This is a genomic window from Nonomuraea sp. NPDC048882 (assembly GCF_040649755.1).
Taxonomy (GTDB): Bacteria; Actinomycetota; Actinomycetes; order Streptosporangiales; family Streptosporangiaceae; genus Nonomuraea; species Nonomuraea maheshkhaliensis.
Genome location: NZ_JBEZGB010000017.1, coordinates 42,854 through 63,644, shown reverse-complemented (window position 1 = coordinate 63,644; position 20,791 = coordinate 42,854). Strand labels below are relative to the sequence as shown.

Below are 20,791 nucleotides of genomic sequence, written 5' to 3'. Positions count from 1 at the left end.
CGTCCGCCTGTGTACTCCCCTGACCTGGTGTGCCTGGGGTCTTTCGTCCTCACTGAGTCTCGCAACCTCTCGCCGGTACGTGCTCGAAGAAAATCAGACACGCGTGGGGCGCATGGGATTCTGTCCGGCTGGGTAATTGGAACACAACCCGTACCAGATCGGCCAACCGAACATATCCCACCACACATGCCCAAAGAGGCACTTTGGGCACCATAGCGCCTACACGTTTTCAGGCTGGCCGGAACGAATCCCGTTCGGCGGGCGCCGCGTGCTTCACCATCAGGTGCCGCGTCACCGAATACTCCTGCACCGCCTCCTGGCTCATGTCCTTGCCGAACCCGCTGCCCTTCACCCCGCCGTGCGGAGCCTCGCTGGCGATGGGCAGATGGTCGTTGACCCAGGTCACGCCCACGTCGAGCCGGTGCGAGACCCGCATCGCCCTGGCCACGTCACGCGACCAGACCGAAGAGGCCAAACCGTATCTAGTGTCGTTGGCCAGTCTCACCGCTTCGTCCTCACCGTCGAACGGCAGAACCACCAGGACCGGTCCAAAGAGCTCACCCTGGACGATCTCGCTGGTCTGCGCGACGTCGGCCACCAAAGTGGGCGGATAGAAAAAGCCGGGGCCCCCGATCGGGGAGCCGCCGTGCACCACGCGCCCGCCGGCCCGCGAGACGAAGCCGTGCACCCTGTCCCGGTGCGCCGCGGAGATCAGCGGGCCGATGTCCGTCTTGGGGTCCCAGGGGTCGCCCACGGTGATGCCCGCCAGCCGCTCCCTGATCGCCTCCACGGCGTCGCCGTAGACGCTCCTGTCGACGTAGACGCGGGTGGCCGCGGTGCAGTCCTGCCCCGTGTTGTACGTCGCCCCCATGGCCACGCCGTGGGCCATCTCCGCCAGGTCGGCGTCCTCGAACACCAGTGCCGGCGCCTTGCCCCCGAGTTCGAGGTGGACCCGCTTGAGCGTGGCCGCGGCGCCGCTCATGACGGCCCTGCCGGTCTCGGTGGAGCCGGTGACGCTCACCATGTCCACGCCCGGGTCGGTGACCAGCGCCTGGCCCACCTCCGCGTCGCCCGTGACGGCCCGTACGAGCCCGGCCGGGGCGCCCGCCTCGGCGAACAGCCCGGCCAGCCGCAGCGTCGTACGGGGCGTCTGGGGCGCCGGCTTGATGACCACGGCGTTGCCCGCCGCGACCGCGGGCCCGAGCTTCCAGACCGCCATCACGAACGGGAAGTTCCACGGCGCGATCGACCCCACCACCCCGACAGGGCGGCGCAGCATGACCGAGGTGTAGCCGGAGCTGAACACCCCGGCCCCCGTGCCCTCAAGCGAGCGGGCGGCCCCGGCGAAGAAGCGCAGGTTGTCGGCGGCGAAGGGCAGCTCGCCGTCGCGGAACACCGCGGCCGGCTTGCCCGTCTCCTCCACCTCCAGCCTGGTCAGCTCTTCGGCGTCGGCCTCCACCAGGTCGGCCAGCCGCAGCAGGACCCGCGCCCGCTCGCCCGGGGTGGCCTGCGACCACTCCTCGAACGCGGCGCGGGCCCCGCGGACGGCCGCCGCCACCTCCTCGACCGGCGTATCCGGAATTTCGGCACAAGGAAGGCCGGTGGCGGGGTTGATCAATTCGCGCATCAGGAAGACTTCATCTCTCCGGGTCGGGCTACTTGCCGAGCTGCTCGATCAGGTCGGCGGCCTTGCGCAGGCCGTCGCGACGCCGGATCTCCTCGCCCGCGGCGGCGATCCTCGCCCGCAGGTCACTGTCGCCGAGCAGGCGCTCGACCGCCCCCGTCAGCTCCTCGTCGGTGAAGGTGTAGGTCGAGAGCCTGACACCATAGCCGAGCTCGTCGATCCGCTGGGCGTTGTCGTACTGGTCCCAGAAGAGCGGCAGCAGGATCATCGGCTTGCCGAAGTGCAGCGCCTCGGTGGTCGTGTTGTTGCCGCCGTGGGTGATGACCAGGTCGCACAGTGGGATGATCTTAGTCTGCGGAACGAACTCCGCACCCCACATGTTGTCGGCGAGCTTGATCTCCTCGTGCAGCGGACCCTTGGAGACGATGTACTGGTGCGAGGTGGTGGCCAGCACGTCGATCACGCGCTGCATCAGCTCCACGTCGGAGGATCCCAGCGAGCCGAGCGAGAAGTAGACCAGGGAGCCCTCGCCGCGCTGGAACGGCAGCGTGAAGTCCTCCTCGGTCTCGCGGACGGAGGAGTCGAGACGGTGCCACGACGGGCCGAGCGGGCGGTCACCGACGTAGTCGGCGATCTCCGGGTAGACGTAGAGGTTCAGGTCGCCCTCGTGGATGAAGTCGAGGTCGGGCAGGGGCGCGGTGCCCTGCTCGACGCACCACTCGTTGAAGGCGGTCCAGAGCTCGCGGTGGGTGCGGTCGTACTCGGCGCGGAAGCCGTCCCACTCGGAGCGGTCGGCGGCGGGCAGGCCGGAGAAGACCGGCGCGACGTTCTCGCCGCGCACCTCCAGCGGGTTGCAGGAGACGATGCGGACGAACTTGCGGCCCGCCGTGAGCAGCGCCGGGAACGTGATCACGTTGTCCTCGACGATCACGTCGGGGTTCACCCGCTCGATGATCGCCTTGAGCTGCGGCTCGCAGTATTTCGCGCCCTCGACGAGCTCGGCCCAGATCGGCTTGGTGACCGTCTCGAGCTGCTCGCGCGTGCTCTTGCGGTACTCGGGCGCGGTCTCGCGGATGAAGTCCTTCCAGAACTGGCCGGCGTCCTGCTCCTCCTCGGCCGGCGGGGCCAGGTCGACCAGGTCCTCCTCGAAGCCGAGCGCTTCGAGCTTGCCCTTCCAGGACGCCTCGGCGGCGAAGACGACCCGGTGACCGCGCCGGCGAAGGATGTCGCCGATGCCGATGCAGTTGTTGGTCGGTCCGTACGCGCTTTCCGGCATGAACAGGAACGTGAGAGACATCGAGACTCCGGGAGAACTCGTCATTTTGAAGGTGAATTCAAAAATGGATCTGGCGTGAGGGTCGAGTTACGTGCACTATGGTCACGGCTAACTGAACATCATGCGAAGAGTGAGGGTGGTGAGGGTGGCGCAGCGTAAGAGCCGCAGCGATCGGCGCATCGACTTGATCGAGGCCGCGCGCAGGGCCATCATCCGCCACGGCATAGACGGTGTACAGCTCTCGCACGTCGCCGAGGAGGCGGGCCTGACCTCGGGCGCCGTGCTCTACCACTACCCCGACCTCAGCGAGCTCCTGGTCGAGGCGCAGCACGCGGGCATGGAGCGCTTCTACGAGCAGCGCATGCGTCAGCTCGCCACGCTCACCGACCCCGTCGAGAAGCTGGTGGTCACGATCAGGACGGGGCTGCCGACCGGCTCGCTCGACCCCGACGTGCGCCTGCTCAACGAGCTCGGCGGCGCCGCGGGCCGCAACCGGGTCTACGGCGTGCTGCTCACCTCCCTCTACGACCGTCAGGTGTCGATGTACCAGGCGATCCTGGACACGGGGGCGGCGCTCGGCGTGTTCCGGCTGAGCGCCGACTCGCTGACGATCGCGCGCAACCTCGTGGCCCTGGAGGACGCCTACGGCTACCGCATCACGGCCAGGCATCCGGTGATCGGCCCCGACGAGGCGAACGAGCTGATCCTGTCCTACGCCCGCGCGGCCACGGGCAACGACCTGGCTCACTGACCGGCCGCCATGATGACCGCGTCCTCGGCGTCCCAGCGCACCTTGACCTTGGCGCCCGCGCTCACCGTGGCGGCGCCCTGCACGGCGGCGAGGACCGGCTTGGCCCGGCCTGGGACGTCCACGGAGACGTGTGAGACGCCGCCGTAGAAGCTGACGTCGAGGACGCTGCCAGGAAGGCCCCTGGCCGCGTTCTCGTCGGCCAGCTCGATGCTCTCCGGCCGGACGGCCAGCAGCGCCGCCGCGCCCGGCTCCAGCTCCGTCAGCGGCGTGCCGGCCAGGGTGCCGAACGTCTCGCTCTCGATCCCGCCGGACCCTGCCACGCCGGCGAAGAGGTTGTTGGCCCCGACGAAGTCGGCCACGAAGGGTGAGCGGGGGCGCTCGTACAGGGCGATCGGCTCGTCCACCTGGCAGACCCTGCCGTTGTCGAAGACGGCGATGCGGTCGGCCAGCGACATGGCCTCCTCCTGGTCGTGCGTGACGACCACGAACGTGATGCCCACCTCGTGCTGCAGGCGCTTGAGCTCCAGCTGCATGTCCGCGCGGACCTTCTTGTCCAGGGCCGACAGCGGCTCGTCGAGCAGCAGCAGCCGGGGCCGCTTGACGATGGAACGCGCCAGCGCGACGCGCTGCCGCTGACCGCCGGAGAGCTGGGCGGGCTTGCGGGAGGCGTGCGCGGACAGGCCGACCGTCTCCAGCACCTCGCCGACGCGCTGCCTGACCTCCTGCCGGGGCAGCCGCTCGCGCTCCAAGCCGTAGGCCACGTTCTTGGCCACGGTCATGTGCGGGAACAGCGCGTACGACTGGAACATGAGGCTGATCGGCCGCCGGTTCGGCTGCAGGGACAGCAGGTCGTCGCCGTCGAGTGTCACCGCGCCCGCGTCCGGCGTCTCGAAGCCGGCGATGATGCGCAGCAGCGTGGTCTTGCCGCAGCCGGAGGGGCCGAGCAGGGCGAAGAACTCCCCCTGGCCGATCTCCAGTGACACACCGTCCAGCGCGGTGACGTCCCCGAACCTGCGGGAGACACCGTCAATCTTGAGCACGAGACTCCCCGATCTTGGTCAGTCGCTGCCCGGCGATCACCGCCGTGAAGCTCACGAGCAGCAGGATCGCGGCCAGGGCGTTGATCTTCGGGGTGACCCCGAAACGGATCATTGAGTAGATGACGATCGGCAGCGTCGGCTCGGCGTTGCCGATCGTGAAGAAGGCGATCACGAACTCGTCCAGCGACAGCGTGAACGCCAGCAGCGCCCCGGCCACGATCCCCGGCGCGAGCTGCGGCAGCGTGATCTTGATGAACGTCACCACCGGCCCTGCGCCCAGGTCGCGCGAGGCCTCCTCCAGCGAGGTGTCCGCGCCGGACAGCCTGGTCCGCACCACCGCCGCCACGAACGCCATCGCGAACACGCCGTGGGCCAGGATCACCGAGTACAGGCCGAGCGTGAGCTGGATCATCCCGTAGAAGACCAGCAGCCCGATGGCCAGCACCAGGTCGGGCAGCACGGCGGGCATCAGCGAGACCGCGTCGAGCAGCTTGGACCTGGTGTATCTGGCCAGGCCGACGGCCAGCAGTGTGCCGAGCACCGTGGCGATCACGGTCGATCCGACGGCCACGATCAGCGTGTTGACCACGCCGTTCATGATCCGGTCGTCGCCGGCCAGCTCGCCGTACCACTTGAGGCTGAAGCCCTCGTAGGTGTACGCGGACTCGCCGGCGTTGAACGACATGACGACGAGCACGACGATCGGCGCGTAGAGGAAGACGTACGTGGCCCAGAAGGGGACGTACAGGAGCCTGGACCTACGCACGGCGCGCCACCCATGCCTGCGCGACCAGCAGCACGAGCAGCACCGCGATGAGCGCCAGCGCCAGCGCCGAGCCGAACGGCCAGTCGCGCGCCGACAGGAACTGCTGCCTGATCAGGTTGCCCACCATCAGTGACTTGCTGCCCCCGAGCAGCTCGGGGATGACGAAGTTGCCGAAGCTGGGCACGAACACGAACAGGCTCCCGGTCAGCACGCCCGGCACCGTGAGCGGCAGCGTGACCTTTCTGAAGGTGGTCAGGCCGGAGGCCCCCAGGTTGGCCGAGGCCTCTCTGAGCTGCGGGTCGAGCTTCTCGATCGCGGCGAACAGCGGCAGCACCATCAGCGGCAGGTACGAGTACACCAGCCCCGCCACGATCGCGCCCTCGTTGTAGAGCAGTTCGAGCGGCTCGATCCCGAACACCTTCAGCCCGCTGTTGACCAGCCCGGGCCCGCTCAGCAGGATGATCCAGGCGTAGACGCGGATGATGAAGTTCGTCCAGAACGGCAGCACGATCGCGACCAGCGCGATCGTCTTCCACTTCCGCGGAAGCTGGGCGATCAGGTACGCCGTCGGATAGCCGAACAGCAGCGCGATCACGGTCGTCACCGCCGCGATCTTCAGCGAGCCGATGACCACGTCCAGGTAGAGCGGGTCGACCAGCCGTTCGAAGTTCTCGGCCGTGAACTCGTAGACCACCCCGCCGAAGCGCCCGCGCTGGAAGACCGTGTAGCTCAGCACCAGCGCCAACGGCACCAGCAGCAGCACGACCAGGTACGTCAGCCCCGGCGTCAGGAACACGAACGCGCCCAGCCGGCGTCCTCTCGAACGGGACACCGGCCGGGCCTTGACCTCTGACTTCACTACAACGACAACTACTTCGCCTGAACGTCGGCCGACAGGCGCGTGTACTTGGTCGAGGCGGCGCCCAGGTCGATGATCGACTCACCGTCCAGCAGCTGGGACGGCGGGATGTCGAGCAGCGAGCCCTTGGCGATCTTCACCTTGTCCATGGCCGCCTTGTTGGGGACCTTGTAGTTGATGTTCTCGGCCGCCCAGCTGTGGATCGCGGGGTCGAGGATGTAGTTGATCAGGGCGTGCGCGGCCTCCTTGTTCTTGGAGGACTTCATGATCACCATGGTGTCCACCCAGAGGTCGCTGCCCTCCTTCGGCACCGCGAACGCGATGTTGCCCTTGGGGTCGGTGGTCGGGCACCAGCCGTCCCACGCCTCGACCATCACGGCCTCGCCGCTGACCAGCTTGTCACCGAACGTGGTGTCGTCGTAGGTGAGCAGGTGGGGCTTCTGGGCCATGAGCAGCTCGCGGGCCTTGGCGATCTCCTCGTCCTTGTCGGTGTTGACCGAGTAGCCGAGCGACTTGAGCGCGGGCAGCGCCAGCCAGCGCTCGGTGGTCATCATCGTGACCTTCTTCTCGGCCCAGGCCGGGGGCTTGAGGAGATCGTTCCAACTGGTCGGCTTGCTCTTCACCAGGTCGGTGCGGTAGCAGATGCCGGTGGTGCCCCAGGTGTAGGGGACGGAGTACTTGTTGCCCTTGTCGTAGGAGAGCTGGGTGGCCTCGGGGTAGAGGTTGGCCAGGTTGGGGATCAGCTCGGGGTGGATCGGCTCCAGCAGGCCCTGGGCGTTGAGCGCCTGGGCGTACTGGCCGGACACGAAGGCCACGTCGATGCCGCTGTCGCCCTGGGCGGTGAGCTTGTTCATCGCCTCTTCGTTGGTGGCGTGCAGCGCGACCTTCATGTCCTGGACCTTGAGCTTCTCCTTCACCCGCTGGGGCAGCTCCTTGGGCGTGTAACCGTCCCATACGGTGATCTGCAGGGACTGCTTCGACAGGTCCGCGTCGGGCTTGAGCTGGTCGGCCGCCGCTACCGTCGTGCCATCTGAGCTTGACGACGACTCACCGCCGCACGCCGCGACGGCAAGCGCGAGACCGGCCACCGCGACGGCGGCCGGGAGACGACGGGTGAACCGGGTACGGGACACGGCCGCTACTCCTTCTGCAATTTGTATGGGAAGAGGGGTCGCGCGACCTTACCGGACACAGCCGACCAGACCAGGAGTGTTGCAGCAGAAATCAACATGGGCAAGACTTTTGATGACATTGCTACCTGGAAGTTTGGTCTACCAGTTGAATTGGGATTCAATACGCCATCGCTTGATCTCTCTCGGTGAGAGGCCACTCACCACCCGAGATCGCGGGCTCACCGCCGCGCTCCTTCTGCGGCTGGAGGGAGAGGTGCCGCCGCCGTTCGCCGTGCGGCGCTTCCTCCCGCTCCCCAGCCTCTCGTACGGTCCTGAAGATCTCCACACTGGGGCCCCAGGTGAGCGTGATTTCGGTGACCACGTGGACCAGACGAACTACTCGGTGGTGGTGGACGAGCGGGTCGTGGTGAAGTGGCTGACCCCTCCCGCGCCGCTGCCCCACCCGACGCCGGAGATCCTCGCGCACCTCGTTGAGGCGGGATTCAACGACACAGCTCCCCCTTACGCGGCTCTGACAGGTGTAGTAGACGGACGCGAGCACCTGCTGGCGTTGGTGACCGGCTATCTGCCCGAGGCCAGGGACGGCTGGGAGTGGTGCGTGGACGAGGCGGAGCACGGCCGGACCGGCTTCGCCACCGAGCTCGGCCGGCTCGCGGCCGGCCTGCATCTCGCCCTGTGCACTCTCCCCGCGTCCACCCTCCCCGGACCGGTTAAGGGGGAGGATCTGGCTGTCAGGGCTGAGAGCGCGCTGACCGAGGCGCTCGACCTGACCGATGGCGCTGACGGTGCGTGGCTGGCCGCCAGGGCCGGCGCCATGAGACGGGAGCTGGCCGCGCTGGAGCCGGTCCCCGCCGGCTCCCCGCTGATCAGGATCCACGGCGACCTGCACGTGGGCCAGATCCTGCGCTGGCGCGACGGGTACGCGGTGATCGACTTCGACGGCAACCCGACCGTCGCCGACGCCGCGACGTACCAGCCGGCCGCCAGGGACGTGGCCCAGCTGACCACGAGCCTCGACCACGTGGCGCAGGTGGCGATCAAGAGAAGGTCCACGCCGCCCGCCCGCGCCGCCGCCTGGGCGGAGCGGGCCCGCGCCACCCTGCTCACCGCCTACCGGCGCCGGCTGGCCGAGGAGGGCAGGGCAGACTTGCTCGACGAGAGCCTGATCCGCCCGTTCGAGGTGGAGCAGGAGTGCCGCGAGCTGATCTACGCCGCCCGGCACCTTCCCCGCTGGCGCTACGCCCCGATGGGCGTCCTGCGCACCTGGTACCCCGAGGAGAACACCGCGTGAACGCCGAGCTCTACCTGTCCGACCTGGAGTCCAAGCCGGAGGCGCTGACGGAGCTGGCCGGCCGGCTGCGCGCCGAGGACCCGTTCGCGGGCCTGCCGGCGGGCATCGACCGGGTGCTGTTCCTCGGCATGGGCAGCTCACGCTACGCCGCCGGCGTCGCCGCGCTGCGGCTTCGCGCCGCCGGCGTGTTCGCCCACGCCGAGTACGCCTCGGCCGCGGCGAGCCTGCCTCCGGCCGAGGGCACCCTGGTCGTGCCCATCTCGGCCACGGGCGCCAGCAGGGAGACCCTCGACGCCGTCGCCGCGTACGCGGGCGGTCAGGCCCGGCTGGCCGCGTTCACCAACTCCCCCGGCTCGCCCCTCGCCGCCGCCGCCGACCTGGTGGTCGACCTGCACGCCGGGGAGGAGCGCGGCGGCGTCGCCTGCCGCACGTTCCAGCACACGCTGGCCCTGCTGCTGGCGCTGGAGTCCAGGCTCACCGGCCGCGACCGCGACCTGCCCGCCCTGCTCGAACGGGCGGCGCAGGCGTCGGCCGACCTGCTGGAGCGCAGGGACGAGTGGCTGCCCCTGACCATGGAGCTGCTGGACGGCCCGCACGGCGTCTACACGATCGCCCCGGCCGAGCGGCTGTCGTCGGCGGAGCAGTCGGCGCTGATGTTCCGCGAGGGCCCGCGCCGCCCTGCCGACGCCTGCGAGAGCGGCGACTGGTCGCACGTGGACGTCTACCTCACCAAGACGCTCGACTACCGCGCCCTGCTCTTCCCCGGCTCCCGCTACGACGGGCAGGCCATGGACTGGGTGCGCGAGCGCGGGTCCACGGTGATCGCCGTCGGCGGCGAGGTGAAGGACGCCGCGGCGGCGATCAGGTACGTCCACGACGACGACCCGGACGTCGCCCTGCTCACGGAGACGCTGGTGGCCGAACTGGTGGCCGCCTACTGGTGGTCGGCCCAATAGATCCACCGGGTGGGTGCCTGACCGGGCCGCTCAGCCCGTGCGTACGGTCAGCGCGTGTTCGACCAGCGTGATCAGCGTCTGCTTGACCGCCGGCCGGACCCGCGCGTCCGTGCGCACGATCGGCACGTGGGCCGAGAGCGTGAGCGCCTCCCGCACCTCGCTCTCGATGTGCGGGAACTCTCCGTTCCAGCCGTTGAGCCCGATGACGAACGGGATCCCGGAGTTCTCGAAGTAGTCGACCGCGGGGAAGCTGTCGGCCAGCCGCCGCGAGTCGACCAGCACCACGGCCCCGATGGCCCCGCGGACGAGGTCGTCCCACATGAACCAGAACCGGTGCTGGCCCGGGGTGCCGAAGAGATAGAGGATCAGGTCCTGGTCGAGCGAGAGCCGCCCGAAGTCCATGGCCACGGTTGTGGTGGTCTTGCCCGGAGTGTGCCCGAGGTCGTCGATGCCCTCCGACGCGTCCGTCATGACCGCCTCCGTCGTGAGCGGCATGATCTCGGACACGGAGCCCACGAACGTGGTCTTGCCCACGCCGAACCCGCCGGCCACGACGATCTTCGTGGAAGTGAGCCGGCTAGAGCCTGCGAAGTCCACTTAATACCCTTTCGAGCAGGCCCCTGTCGGGCAAACCTGCCTCTAGCTGCGGCTGGTACACCTTGACCAGCCCATCCGCCTCCATGTCGGCGACGAGCACCCGAGCCACTCCGAGGGGCACGCTGAGCAGCGCGGAGATCTCCGCCACGGACCGCACCTGCCGGCACAGCTCACTGATCGCGCGATATTCGCGCGTGTAGGTCGTGCCGAGCTGCGCCGAGGTCGCCGACGATACCAGTGCCTCCATGGCCAGCGCCGTGCGCGGAGCGGTCCGGCCTCCGGTCACGGCGTACATCCGGACGAGCGAACTTCGCTCGGGCTCCGGCTCCCCGTTGTGCCACGATGCCACGGTTCACTCCCATCACCACGGACGCGCTGCGGAGAGCTCCGCCCTCACGGCAGGCGTCAGCACCTGCCCCGCACGCTCGACCAGGATCGTCATCTGGTAGGCGACCAAGCCCATGTCGCAGTCGGGTGCGGCCAGCACCGCCAGACAGGAACCGTCGCTGATCGACATCACCAGCAGCAGGCCGCGTTCCATCTCGACGAGGGTCTGGGTGACCCCTCCGCCCTCGAACACGCGGGCCGACCCCTGGGTGAGGCTCACCAGCCCGGCCGCGATGGCGGCGAGCTGGTCTGCACGGTCTTTCGGAAACCCCCGGGAGAAGGCCATCGGCAGGCCGTCCGCGGAGACCACGACGGCGTGCGCCACGCCCGGGACCTCTTCGACGAAGCGGCTGACCAGCCAGTTGATGTCTCTGGCGGCCTGACTCAACTCCTTCATGAGTCCTCCTGGAGCTCGGCGCGTCCTTTGCGCACGCCCTGCTGGTAGCTGGCCAGCCTGCTGCGCAACCGGTCAGGGGACACCGGAGCGACGGGTACGGGCGGCGGCTGCGGGCTGGCGGTGCCCGGTACCAGATTCGCTCGTGGCGTGCGCTTCGGCAAGCCGGAGTTCGTGGTGCCGCTCTGCACGGGCTCCGCGGCCGCTCCCGCGGCCTGCCACCCCTGGTCGGCGGGTGAGGACCAGGACTCCTCGCGGCGGTCTGCCGTCGGCGCCGACCTGCTGAACCAGCTGCTCTCCTCGACGGAGGCGAAGATCGGCAGGTACTCGTCCTTGGCCGGCGCAGGGGGCGGCGGGAACGACGTCGCCGGCGTGGCCTGGTCGGGGTAGGACGGGGCGGGCGGCGCCGGCCCGGCGAACGACGACCGCGGCGCGCCCGGGCCGCCCGGGCTGAACGTCGAGTCGAACCCCGAATCGAACGCAGCCGAATCAAAGGAGGCCGCGTCGAAGGACGCCGAGTCGAAGGAGAGCGATCCGCTCATGGACGTGCGCGAGGAGGTGAACCAGGACGACGGCTCGGGCGCGCCGCCGGTGTCGAACGACGGATGCCCAGACGAATGACTCGATGAACGACCCGACGAATGGCCCGACGAATGGCCCGATGGCGGCCCGGCGGGCGAGGAGGAGTACGGCGGGGCGTACGACGGCGTGGGCCGGTTGACCTGCCTGGGCGCCTGAAGACGCTGCCCCGCGCCGGGCACCGGACCGGGCACGGCGGTGAGCAACCGGGGCGGGACCAGCACCATCGCGGTCAGGCCGCCGATGTCCTGGCGGCGCAGCTGCACCCGGATCTGGTGCCGCAGCGCCAGCCGGCCGACCACGAACAGGCCCATGCGCCGCGAGACGGAGACGTCGACCACGGGCGGGTTGGCCAGGCGCCAGTTGACCTCGGCCAACTCCTCCTGGCTCATGCCGATGCCCTGGTCGGTGACCGACAACATCAGGCTGCCGCCGTCGATGCGGCTGCTGGAGATGATGACCTTGGTGTCGCGCGAGGAGAACGAGACCGCGTTCTCGACCAGCTCGGCGAGCAGGTGGACCACGTCGGTGACGGCCTGCCCGGCGATGGCGACGTCCGACTCGACCTGGATGCTGACCCGGTCGTAGCTCTCGACCTCGCCCAGCGCCGCCCGCACGATGTCCATCAGCTCGACCGGCTCGCTCCACTTCCGCGCGGCCTCCTGGCCGGCCAGGACGAGCAGGTTCTCGCTGTTGCGGCGCATGCGGGTGGCCAGGTGGTCGAGCTTGAACAGGTCGCCGAGCCTGGTGTCGTCACGCTCGCCGCGCTCCAGTTTCTCGATCAGCGTGAGCTGCCGCTCGACCAGCGTCTGGCTGCGCCTGGACAGGTTGACGAACATGGCGTTGACGTTGGAGCGCAGCTTGGCCTCGTCGCCCGCCAGCCGGACGGCCTCGCGGTGCACCTCGTCGAAGGCGCGCGCGACCTCGCCGACCTCGTCCTTGGAGAAGATGCCGATGGGCGGCACCTCGGCGGTGACCACGCCGTCACGCGACTCGCGCAGGTGCTGGACGAAGTCGGGCAGCCGCTTGCCGGCGATCTCCAGGGCCTCGCCGCGCAGGCGGCGCAGGGGGCGTACCAGGGATCGGGCCACGCCGGTGGTGATGAGCAGCACGATCACGAGCAGGGCGAGCACGGCGACGGCGGTCACGATGGCCTGCTGCCGCTCGTCGGCGCTCAGCGCCTCGCTGCGCCGGACGATGCCCTCCGCCTGGCGCTCCTCGACCTGGCGCATGGCGTCGACGACCACGTTGGTCGCGTCGAACCACTCCTTGGCGTCGTCGGGCGCGGACTGGTCGAGCCCGCGCAGCGGCAGGCCCCTGGTGGCTCTGATCAGCACCAGCTCGCGCAGGAAGAGCATGCGGTCGGCGGGCCTGCCGTTGACGTTCTCGTCGAAGAAGCGGCGCTCCTCGGCGGTGGCCTCGGCGGCGAATCCTCTGCGCTCGTTCTGCTCCCTGGACTGCTCGCCCAGGAAGCGCTTGAGCTGCTCCTGGTCGAACGCGCCCTCGGCCAGCACGACGGTGACCAGCGCCTGCTGGTAGGACAGGCTCTCCTTCGCGCGGGCGAGCCCGTCGAGCATGCGCGTCTGGCGGAAGAGCTCGTCGTCCACGCTGCCCTTGACCAGCTCGTTGTGCACGGAGAGCAGGTCGTTGACGACCGTGGTGTAGAGCTCGACGGCCGGGCCGGGCAGCAGGTTGGCCTCCAGCGCCTGCGCGCGCAGGGAGGTCAGGTCGTTCAGCCGGTTGAGCAGGCTCTCCAGCTGGTCGGCGGTGCGGCCGGTGGAGTCGGCCAGGAGCTGCTGGGCGATGCCGCGCACCTGCCCGGCCTCCAGGTCCACCTGGTCCATCTGCGCCTTGACCTCGGCCAGGCCGTCGGCCGGCCGGTTACGCGCGATGTACCAGGAGGTCCGCGCCCGCTCGCCGGAGATGAGGTGGGTGAGGCCGCCGAGTTCGGCGGAGAGCCGGGCGAACTGGTTCGTGCGCGCGTAGTCGCCGGCCGCGGCGGTCGAGGAGAGCACCTGGACGCCGCCGAGCAGCACGGCCGCGGCGGTGGGCACCATGATGAGGGCCACGAGACGTGCTCGGACGCGCCAATTGCCCAGCCGCCAGCCGCCCTCGCCGGCGTGCTTGACGCCCCGCTCTGTAGTCACCGAACGCACCTCGCCCGAATCGGCGTATATGAGGAGTGTGTGCCGTGGGAGAAATCAAGTTGCCGGTTATTGCAACACATCCTAAGGCTCGTGGCCAAGGCAACATAACGCGACAAAAGTTGGCTCGCGTGACTGATGAGGATAGAACCTGGCACTCCATGATGGAAGCGTCTGCAGCACGAAATAAACCTTTAACAGAATAAATGTCCACTTCTGGGCGATTGGTCCGTTCCAGCGAGTAACGTGCGAGGCGCACGAAGATCTCCAGAAGGTCACAGCGTTGAGAATCTCGCTATTCCCGACATATGTTGAGCGACGTCATAACGAGGAGGCGAGTGTGGGAGATTCTCCCGACAACGCGGCTATCACCGTTGCGGGTCTTTGGAAGATCTTCGGACCCAGGGCGGAGAAAGTCCTGGACAGCGAGGACAAGCATCTCGAACCCGCCGCGCTGAGGGAGAAGACCGGCTGCACCGCCGCCGTCAGGGACGTGGGCTTCGAGGTCCGCCCCGGCGAGGTCTTCGTGGTCATGGGCCTGTCGGGCAGCGGCAAGTCCACCCTGGTGCGCTGCCTGACCCGGCTCATCGAGCCGACCGCGGGCCGGATCACGATCGGCGGCGAGGACATCCGCGCCGCCTCGCCCACCCGGCTCCGCGAGATCCGCCGGCACCAGGTCAGCATGGTCTTCCAGCACTTCGGCCTGCTGCCGCACCGCAAGGTGATCGACAACGTCGCCTACGGGCTGGAGATCCAGGGCACCGCCAAGGCCGCCAGGCACGCGCGGGCCGGGGAGATCCTCTCGCTGGTCGGCCTCGACGGCTACGCCGACGCCTATCCCGACCAGCTCTCCGGCGGCATGCAGCAGCGGGTGGGCCTGGCCCGCGCGCTGGCCGTGGAGCCGCAGGTGATGCTGTTCGACGAGCCGTTCAGCGCGCTCGACCCGCTGATCAGGCGCGACATGCAGGCCGAGGTGATCCGGCTGCACCGCGAGGTCGGCAAGACGATGCTCTTCATCACGCACGACCTGTCCGAGGCGCTCAAGCTGGGCGAGCGGATCGCGATCATGCGGGCCGGCTCGATCGTGCAGCTCGGCACGGCCGAGGAGCTGGTGGGCGCGCCGGCCGACGACTACGTGGCCGACTTCGTCCGCGACGTGCCCAGGAGTCACGTGCTGACCCTGCGCTGGATCTGCCGCCCTCCCGAGCGCGGCGAGCCGCTGGACGGGCCGGTGCTGCCGGTGACCACGGTGATCAAGGACGCGATCGGCGTGTCGTCGTCCTCGGCCCAGCCGATCAGGGTGGTGGACGGCGACGAGCTGGTCGGCGTGGTGGACCAGGTGGACCTGCTCGGCTTCCTGGCCGGCCAGGACTTAGGCGCGAACGCCGGTGCCGGTGCCGGTGTCAGCGCGGGTGCGAGCGCGGGTGCGGGCGACGGCGGCGACGGCACGGGCGCGAAGGCGGGGGCATGAGCTCCACGGCCGTCCCCACGCCCTCCACCAGGCTCGGCCTGCCGAAGTGGGCGGCGCCGGCGGGCGTGGCGCTGCTGTTCGTGGTGGCGTACCTGGTCTTCCAGGGCACGGGCACGCTGCCGCACGACAAGGAGGCGCCGCAGTTCCTGGCCGTCACCGAGCTGCGCGAGTGGATCGACGACCACCGCAACGACAACCCGCTCTTCCTGTACTTCCTCAACTACATCCGGCTCTTCGTGGGCCTGCTCTACGGCGTGTTCCAGACCACCCTGTACGCCCTCGGCTGGCCCGGCATCACCGGGGTCATGGGCGCGCTGGCGTGGCTGGCGGGCGGCTGGCGGATCGCGCTGCTCGCGGTCGCGGGCGTGAGCGCGTTCGGCGTGCTGGGGCTGTGGGAGTCGAGCGTCGACACGCTGGCCCTGGTCGCGGTGGCGGTGCTGCTGTCGCTGGCGATCGGCGTCCCGATCGGCGTCTGGGCCGGGCTCTCCGCCCGCGTCCGGCGGGCGATCACGCCGGTGCTGGACGTCATGCAGATCATGCCGACGTTCGCGTACCTGGCGCCGCTGGCGCTGTTCTTCCACATCGGCGCGCCGGCCGGGGCCATCGCCACGATGATCTACTCGATCCCGCCCGCGATCCGCATCACCGCCCTGGCCATCTCGGGGGTCTCCCCCACCGCCGTCGAGGCGTCCACCTCGCTGGGCGCCACGCGCGCGCAGACGCTGTTCAAGGTCTACCTGCCGCTGGCCAGGTCCACGATGGCGCTGGCGGTCAACCAGACGGTCATGATGGCGCTGTCCATGGTCGTCATCGCCAACCTGATCTCGGCCCCCGGGCTGGGCGGCGACATCATCCGCGGCCTGTCGCGCGCGCAGGTCGGCATCATGCTCCCGGCCGGCGTCGCCGTCGTGATCATGGCGGTGGTGCTGGACCGGATGCTGATGGCGGTGGCCCGCCGCGACCCGCACGCCAGGATCGGCCGCGCCGGCCTGGCCGGGGCGGGCGTGCTGGCCGCCGCCGGGCTCGCGCTCATCCCCGTGCTGCCCGCGACGTGGCCGGAGAACCTGACCGTCAACGTCGTCTCCGAGGTCAACGACATCGTCCGCTGGGCCGAGACGAACTGGTTCGGCGTGACGACGTGGATCAAGGACGTCACCTCCGCCGTCCTGCTCAACCCGCTGGAGTCGCTGCTCACCTCGGCCCCCTGGTGGCTGATCGCGCTCGCGGTGCTGCTGGTGGCCTGGCGGGTGAGCGGCGCCGGCCCCGCGCTGACGGCGCTGGGCTGCCTGCTCGCCATCGCGCTGCTCGGCGTCTGGGAGCACGCCATGCAGACGATGACCACGGTCGCCGTCGCGGTGCTGGTCACCCTGCTCATCGGCCTCGTGCTCGGGGTGGCCGCGGCCCGCTCGCCGCGCTACTCGGCCGTTCAGCGGCCCGTGCTGGACGCCGCCCAGACCATGCCGGCGTTCGTGTACCTGCTGCCGGCGCTGGCGCTGTTCGAGACCACCCGCTTCACCGCCATCTTCGCCTCGATCATCTACGCCGTTCCCCCCGTGGTGCGCCTGGTCGAGGACGGGATCAAGGCCGTGCCCCCGACCGTCGTGGAGGCCGCGGCCTCCGCCGGCTCGACCTCGGCCCAGCTCCTGTGGAAGGTGCAGCTCCCGATGGCCAGGCGGGCGATCCTGCTCGCGGCCAACCAGGGCATCGTGATGACGCTCGCCATGGTCGTCGTCGGTGGCCTGGTCGGGGCGGGGGCGCTCGGTTACGACGTGGTCGTCGGTTTCTCCCAGCGGAGCGACTTCGGCATGGGCTTCGTGGCCGGCGTCGCGACCGTCCTGCTCGGAGTCATGCTCGACCGCATCACGCAGGGCGCCGACAGACGCCCTTCCCCCCGAAAGAGGAAGCTCACATGAAGATTCGCCTGTTCGCAGGCCTGATGGCCGTTGCGTTCGCCGCCGCGGGCTGCGGCGGAGCAACGGTGGACAGCAGTTCGACCAGCACCGCCGCCCCGCAGGCCGGCGCCAGCAGCGCCGCCTCCGCGGGCACCGTGAAGATCGCGATCAACCCCTGGGTGGGGTACGAGGCCAGCGCGAACGTCGTCGCGTACCTGCTGAAGAACGAGCTCAACTACAACGTCGAGCTGCCCGAGATCAAGGAGCAGCTGGCCTGGGAGGGCTTCGAGACCGGCGACGTCGACGTCATCATCGAGAACTGGGGTCACCCCGACCTGAAGAAGCAGTTCATCGAGGAGAAGAAGACGGCGCAGGAGGCCGGCTCGACCGGCAACAAGGGCATCATCGGCTGGTACGTGCCCAAGTGGATGGCCGACAAGTACCCGGACATCACCGACTACAAGAACCTGAACAAGTACGCCGACCTGTTCAAGACCTCGGAGTCGGGCGGCAAGGGCCAGCTCCTCGACGGCGACCCCAGCTACGTCACCAACGACGAGGCCCTGGTCAAGAACCTCAAGCTGAACTTCAAGGTGGTCACGGGCGGCAGCGAGGCGGCCCTGCTGAAGTCGGCCACGCAGGCGCAGGAGCAGAAGAAGGCGCTGCTGTTCTACTTCTGGACGCCGCACTGGATCTTCGACAAGGTCGACCTGGTCCGCGTCAACCTGCCGGCCTGGACCGAGGGCTGCGACGCGGACCCCAAGAAGGTCGCCTGCGACTACCCGGAGATGGACCTCGACAAGATCGTCAGCACGAAGTTCGCGCAGACCGGCGGGAAGGCGTACGAGCTGGTCAAGAACTTCAGTTGGACCAACGAGGACCAGAACGCCGTGGCCAACGACATGACCAACAACGGCATGACCGGCGAGGAAGCCGCCAAGAAGTGGATCGAGGCCAACCCCGCGAAGTGGCAGGCCTGGATCCCCAAGTGACCCCGTCATGACCGCGCGGCCCCGCCCCTGGGGCCGCGCGTTCCCGGAGACCTCTGATGATGCGAACCAAGAAGCTCGCCGCCCTGCCCTTCACTGGGCCCCTCGTCGGGATCCTGCTCCTGACGGCCTGCTCGGGCGCCGAACCCGAGGCCGCCGCCCAGGCCAAGGGGACGGTCAACATCGACATCCACGCCTGGGCGGGCTACGAGGCCCAGGCCGCCGTCATGGCGCACCTGCTGGAGCGGGAGCTGGGCTACAAGGTCAACAAGCGCCCGGTGAAAGAGGACCAGTCCTGGAAGGATTTCGAATCCGGCAAGGTCGACGTGATCGTGGAGAGCTGGGGTCACAACGACTTGAAGAAGACCTACATCGAGCAGAAGAAGGTCGCACTGTCGGCGGGCCTCACGGGGAACAAAGGGGTCATCGGCTGGTACATCCCCGAGTGGATGGCCAAAAGGTATCCCGGCATTACGGACTACCGAAACCTCAATAAATACTCTAGCCTTTTCCGGACCGAGAAAACTGGCACCGCCGGACAGGTTCTGGACGGCGATCCGACCTTCGTGACGAATGACGAGGCCATCATCAAGAACCTCGGACTGAATTACAAGGTCGTCTACTCCGGGAGCGAGGCCGCGTTGATCAAGGCCGCGCAGGAGGCGACGAAGAACCGGACGCCGCTGCTCATGTATTTCTACGAACCGCAATGGCTGTTCACCAAGATCCGGCTCGTCAAGGTCTCACTGCCTCCCTACGCGGTGGGCTGCGACGACACGGCGGCGAAGGTGGCCTGCGACTATCCGCCGTACCTGCTGGACAAGATCGTCAGCAGGCGGTTCGCCGAGACCGGCGGGAAGGCGTACGAGTTCGTCCGCAACTTCAACTGGACCAACGACGACCAGAACGCCGTGGCCAGCGACATGATCAACGAGAAGATGAGCGCCGAAGAGGCCGCTGAGCGGTGGGTCGACGAGAACAAGATCGTGTGGAAGGACTGGATTCCCCGTTGAGGTTCGACTTCGTCATCGTGGGCGGCGGCTCGGCCGGCTGCGCCCTGGCCAACCGGCTCAGCGCCGATCCTTCGACCTCGGTGCTGGTGCTGGAGGCCGGCCGGGCCGACCACCTGTGGGACGTGTTCATCCACATGCCGGCCGCGCTGATGTTCCCCATCGGCAGCCGCTTCTACGACTGGAAGTACGAGTCCGAGCCCGAGCCCCACATGAACGGCCGGCGCGTCTACCACGCCCGCGGCAAGGTGCTGGGCGGTTCGAGCAGCATCAACGGGATGATCTTCCAGCGCGGCAACCCGCTCGACTACGAGCGCTGGGCCGGCGATCCCGGCATGAAGGACTGGGACTACGCCCACTGCCTGCCGTACTTCAAGAAGATGGAGAACTGCCTGGCCGACCCCGGCACCGAGTTCCGCGGCGGTGAGGGCCCGCTCAAGCTGGAGCGCGGCCCGGCGCGCGGGCCGCTGTTCGAGGCGTTCTTCGAGGCGGTCCAGCAGGCCGGGCACCCCCTGACCGACGACGTGAACGGCTACCGCCAGGAGGGCTTCGCCGCCTTCGACCGCAACATCCACCGCGGCCGCCGGCTCAGCGCCGCCCGCGCCTACCTCCACCCGGTGCGCCGCCGCCCCAACCTGACCGTCAGGACCCGCGCCTTCGTGGAGAAGGTGCTCTTCGACGGCACCCGCGCCACCGGTGTCCTGTGCGACGGCGAGCGCATCGAGGCCGGGGAGGTCATCCTGTGCGGCGGGGCGATCAACACCCCGCAGCTCCTCCAGCTCTCCGGGGTCGGCCCGCGCGCCCTGCTGGAGCCCCTGGGCATCGAGATGGTGCACGACCTGCCCGGCGTCGGGGAGAACCTCCAGGACCACCTGGAGGTCTACATCCAGCACGCGTGTACGCAGCCGGTCTCGCAGCAGCCCTCGCTGGCCATGTGGCGCCGCCCGTTCATCGGTGCCGACTGGCTCTTCCGCAGACGCGGCCCAGGGGCCACCAACCACTTCGAGGCCGGCGGCTTCATCCGCTCCAACGACGACGTCGCCTACCCCAACCTGATGTTCCACTTCCTGCCGATCGCCGTCCGCTACGACGGCTCGGCCCCGGCCGGCGGACACGGCTACCAGGTGCACATCGGCCCGATGTACTCCGACGCGCGCGGCTCGGTGCGCGTCGTCTCCGCCGATCCCCGCCGCAAGCCGGCCCTGCGCTTCAACTACCTGTCCACCGAGCAGGACCGGCGCGAGTGGGTGGAGGCGATCAGGCACGCCAGGGCCATCCTGTCCCAGCCCGCCTGGGCGGACCTGGACGGGGGCGAGCTGTCACCCGGGCCCGACGTGCGTACGGACGAGGAGATCCTGGCCTGGGTGGCCAAGGACGGCGAGACCGCGCTGCACCCGTCGTGCACCTGCCGGATGGGCACCGACGAGATGTCGGTGCTCGATCCCCAGAGCATGCGGGTGCACGGCCTGGACGGGCTGCGGGTGGTGGACGCCTCGGCCATGCCGTACGTGACCAACGGCAACATCTACGCGCCGGTGATGATGCTGGCCGAGAAGTCCGCCGACCTCATCCTCGGCAACACGCCCCTGCCGCCGGAGCCGGTCGCCTTCTACCGCCACGGGCAGGCGTAGT

18 protein-coding genes are annotated in these 20,791 nt (G+C 69.1%); 8 read left to right on the top strand and 10 right to left on the bottom strand.

The genetic code is table 11. From position 1 onward, the window contains the following. Positions 1-229: 229 nt before the first annotated feature. Together AB0C27_RS43790 and AB0C27_RS43785 are read right to left on the bottom strand one after the other, a co-directional pair. Complete coding sequence (locus AB0C27_RS43790; RefSeq protein ID WP_357857841.1) at positions 230-1,627, bottom strand: aminobutyraldehyde dehydrogenase; 1,398 nt, start codon at positions 1,625-1,627, stop codon at positions 230-232. Positions 1,628-1,655: 28 nt separating this feature from the next. Beyond that, positions 1,656-2,921 carry a glycosyltransferase gene (locus tag AB0C27_RS43785; protein ID WP_357857838.1) on the bottom strand — a complete coding sequence of 422 codons (1,266 nt, stop codon included), beginning with the start codon at positions 2,919-2,921 and terminating at the stop codon, positions 1,656-1,658. Between the two features lie 124 nt (positions 2,922-3,045). On the opposite strand from AB0C27_RS43785, the gene AB0C27_RS43780 reads away from it, so the two are divergent. Beyond that, complete coding sequence (locus tag AB0C27_RS43780) at positions 3,046-3,651, top strand: TetR family transcriptional regulator (protein ID WP_357857835.1); 606 nt, start codon at positions 3,046-3,048, stop codon at positions 3,649-3,651. On the opposite strand, the gene AB0C27_RS43775 is transcribed toward AB0C27_RS43780, so the two are convergent. From AB0C27_RS43775 to AB0C27_RS43760, 4 genes are read right to left on the bottom strand one after another with little or no spacing between them, the layout of a single operon-like run. Continuing rightward, positions 3,645-4,691 carry an ABC transporter ATP-binding protein gene (locus AB0C27_RS43775; protein ID WP_357857832.1) on the bottom strand — a complete coding sequence of 349 codons (1,047 nt, stop codon included), beginning with the start codon at positions 4,689-4,691 and terminating at the stop codon, positions 3,645-3,647. The genes AB0C27_RS43780 and AB0C27_RS43775 overlap by 7 nt on opposite strands. Next, on the bottom strand, positions 4,678-5,457 hold the full coding sequence (locus AB0C27_RS43770) for an ABC transporter permease (protein ID WP_357857829.1): 780 nt from the start codon (positions 5,455-5,457) through the stop codon (positions 4,678-4,680). The genes AB0C27_RS43775 and AB0C27_RS43770 overlap by 14 nt, the downstream gene beginning before the upstream one ends. Further along, positions 5,450-6,289: an ABC transporter permease gene (locus AB0C27_RS43765; RefSeq protein ID WP_357857825.1), complete on the bottom strand. Its 840-nt coding sequence runs from the start codon at positions 6,287-6,289 to the stop codon at positions 5,450-5,452. The genes AB0C27_RS43770 and AB0C27_RS43765 overlap by 8 nt, the downstream gene beginning before the upstream one ends. Positions 6,290-6,327: 38 nt before the next feature. Further along, the gene (locus AB0C27_RS43760) at positions 6,328-7,449 is read right to left on the bottom strand and encodes a spermidine/putrescine ABC transporter substrate-binding protein (RefSeq protein ID WP_357857822.1); all 1,122 of its coding nucleotides are present in this window, start codon (positions 7,447-7,449) and stop codon (positions 6,328-6,330) included. Between the two features lie 361 nt (positions 7,450-7,810). Here AB0C27_RS43760 and AB0C27_RS43755 point away from each other — a divergent pair, with 361 nt between their 5' ends. Both AB0C27_RS43755 and AB0C27_RS43750 read left to right on the top strand, forming a co-directional pair. After that, positions 7,811-8,740 (top strand): hypothetical protein, encoded by a 930-nt coding sequence (locus tag AB0C27_RS43755; protein ID WP_357857819.1) that lies wholly within the window; start codon positions 7,811-7,813, stop codon positions 8,738-8,740. Continuing rightward, the gene (locus AB0C27_RS43750; RefSeq protein WP_357857817.1) at positions 8,737-9,696 is read left to right on the top strand and encodes an SIS domain-containing protein; all 960 of its coding nucleotides are present in this window, start codon (positions 8,737-8,739) and stop codon (positions 9,694-9,696) included. The genes AB0C27_RS43755 and AB0C27_RS43750 overlap by 4 nt, the downstream gene beginning before the upstream one ends. A 30-nt stretch (positions 9,697-9,726) precedes the next feature. On the opposite strand, the gene AB0C27_RS43745 is transcribed toward AB0C27_RS43750, so the two are convergent. From AB0C27_RS43745 to AB0C27_RS43730, 4 genes are all read right to left on the bottom strand, one after another. Continuing rightward, positions 9,727-10,293: an ATP/GTP-binding protein gene (locus AB0C27_RS43745; RefSeq protein WP_357857814.1), complete on the bottom strand. Its 567-nt coding sequence runs from the start codon at positions 10,291-10,293 to the stop codon at positions 9,727-9,729. Continuing rightward, positions 10,274-10,588 carry a DUF742 domain-containing protein gene (locus tag AB0C27_RS43740; RefSeq protein WP_245956310.1) on the bottom strand — a complete coding sequence of 105 codons (315 nt, stop codon included), beginning with the start codon at positions 10,586-10,588 and terminating at the stop codon, positions 10,274-10,276. Before AB0C27_RS43740 ends, AB0C27_RS43745 begins: the two co-directional genes overlap by 20 nt. 66 nt (positions 10,589-10,654) lie before the next feature. Beyond that, positions 10,655-11,077 (bottom strand): roadblock/LC7 domain-containing protein, encoded by a 423-nt coding sequence (locus AB0C27_RS43735; protein WP_346104726.1) that lies wholly within the window; start codon positions 11,075-11,077, stop codon positions 10,655-10,657. After that, the gene (locus AB0C27_RS43730) at positions 11,074-13,800 is read right to left on the bottom strand and encodes a nitrate- and nitrite sensing domain-containing protein (RefSeq protein WP_357857810.1); all 2,727 of its coding nucleotides are present in this window, start codon (positions 13,798-13,800) and stop codon (positions 11,074-11,076) included. Before AB0C27_RS43730 ends, AB0C27_RS43735 begins: the two co-directional genes overlap by 4 nt. A gap of 337 nt (positions 13,801-14,137) precedes the next feature. On the opposite strand from AB0C27_RS43730, the gene AB0C27_RS43725 reads away from it, so the two are divergent. Genes AB0C27_RS43725 through betA form a run of 5 tightly spaced genes read left to right on the top strand, consistent with a single transcriptional unit; the run spans position 14,138 to position 20,790 of the window. Then, positions 14,138-15,268 carry a glycine betaine/L-proline ABC transporter ATP-binding protein gene (locus AB0C27_RS43725; protein ID WP_357857807.1) on the top strand — a complete coding sequence of 377 codons (1,131 nt, stop codon included), beginning with the start codon at positions 14,138-14,140 and terminating at the stop codon, positions 15,266-15,268. Further along, positions 15,265-17,181 (top strand): ABC transporter permease subunit, encoded by a 1,917-nt coding sequence (locus AB0C27_RS43720; RefSeq protein ID WP_357857804.1) that lies wholly within the window; start codon positions 15,265-15,267, stop codon positions 17,179-17,181. The genes AB0C27_RS43725 and AB0C27_RS43720 overlap by 4 nt, the downstream gene beginning before the upstream one ends. After that, positions 17,178-18,152: an ABC transporter substrate-binding protein gene (locus AB0C27_RS43715; RefSeq protein ID WP_357857801.1), complete on the top strand. Its 975-nt coding sequence runs from the start codon at positions 17,178-17,180 to the stop codon at positions 18,150-18,152. Before AB0C27_RS43720 ends, AB0C27_RS43715 begins: the two co-directional genes overlap by 4 nt. Positions 18,153-18,208: 56 nt before the next feature. Continuing rightward, the gene (locus AB0C27_RS43710) at positions 18,209-19,162 is read left to right on the top strand and encodes an ABC transporter substrate-binding protein (RefSeq protein ID WP_357857798.1); all 954 of its coding nucleotides are present in this window, start codon (positions 18,209-18,211) and stop codon (positions 19,160-19,162) included. Then, complete coding sequence (betA, locus tag AB0C27_RS43705; protein WP_357857795.1) at positions 19,159-20,790, top strand: choline dehydrogenase; 1,632 nt, start codon at positions 19,159-19,161, stop codon at positions 20,788-20,790. Before AB0C27_RS43710 ends, betA begins: the two co-directional genes overlap by 4 nt. The last annotated feature ends 1 nt before the right edge of the window (position 20,791 follow it).

Excerpts from the sequence above, each read along its gene's own strand:
- AB0C27_RS43735 (WP_346104726.1), bottom strand. The coding sequence starts at position 11,077 with ATGAAGGAGTTGAGTCAGGCCGCCAGAGACATCAACTGGCTGGTCAGC.
- AB0C27_RS43715 (WP_357857801.1), top strand. The coding sequence starts at position 17,178 with ATGAAGATTCGCCTGTTCGCAGGCCTGATGGCCGTTGCGTTCGCCGCC.
- AB0C27_RS43720 (WP_357857804.1), top strand. The coding sequence starts at position 15,265 with ATGAGCTCCACGGCCGTCCCCACGCCCTCCACCAGGCTCGGCCTGCCG.
- AB0C27_RS43785 (WP_357857838.1), bottom strand. The coding sequence starts at position 2,921 with ATGTCTCTCACGTTCCTGTTCATGCCGGAAAGCGCGTACGGACCGACC.
- AB0C27_RS43710 (WP_357857798.1), top strand. The coding sequence starts at position 18,209 with ATGATGCGAACCAAGAAGCTCGCCGCCCTGCCCTTCACTGGGCCCCTC.
- AB0C27_RS43740 (WP_245956310.1), bottom strand. The coding sequence starts at position 10,588 with ATGTACGCCGTGACCGGAGGCCGGACCGCTCCGCGCACGGCGCTGGCC.
- AB0C27_RS43790 (WP_357857841.1), bottom strand. The coding sequence starts at position 1,627 with ATGCGCGAATTGATCAACCCCGCCACCGGCCTTCCTTGTGCCGAAATT.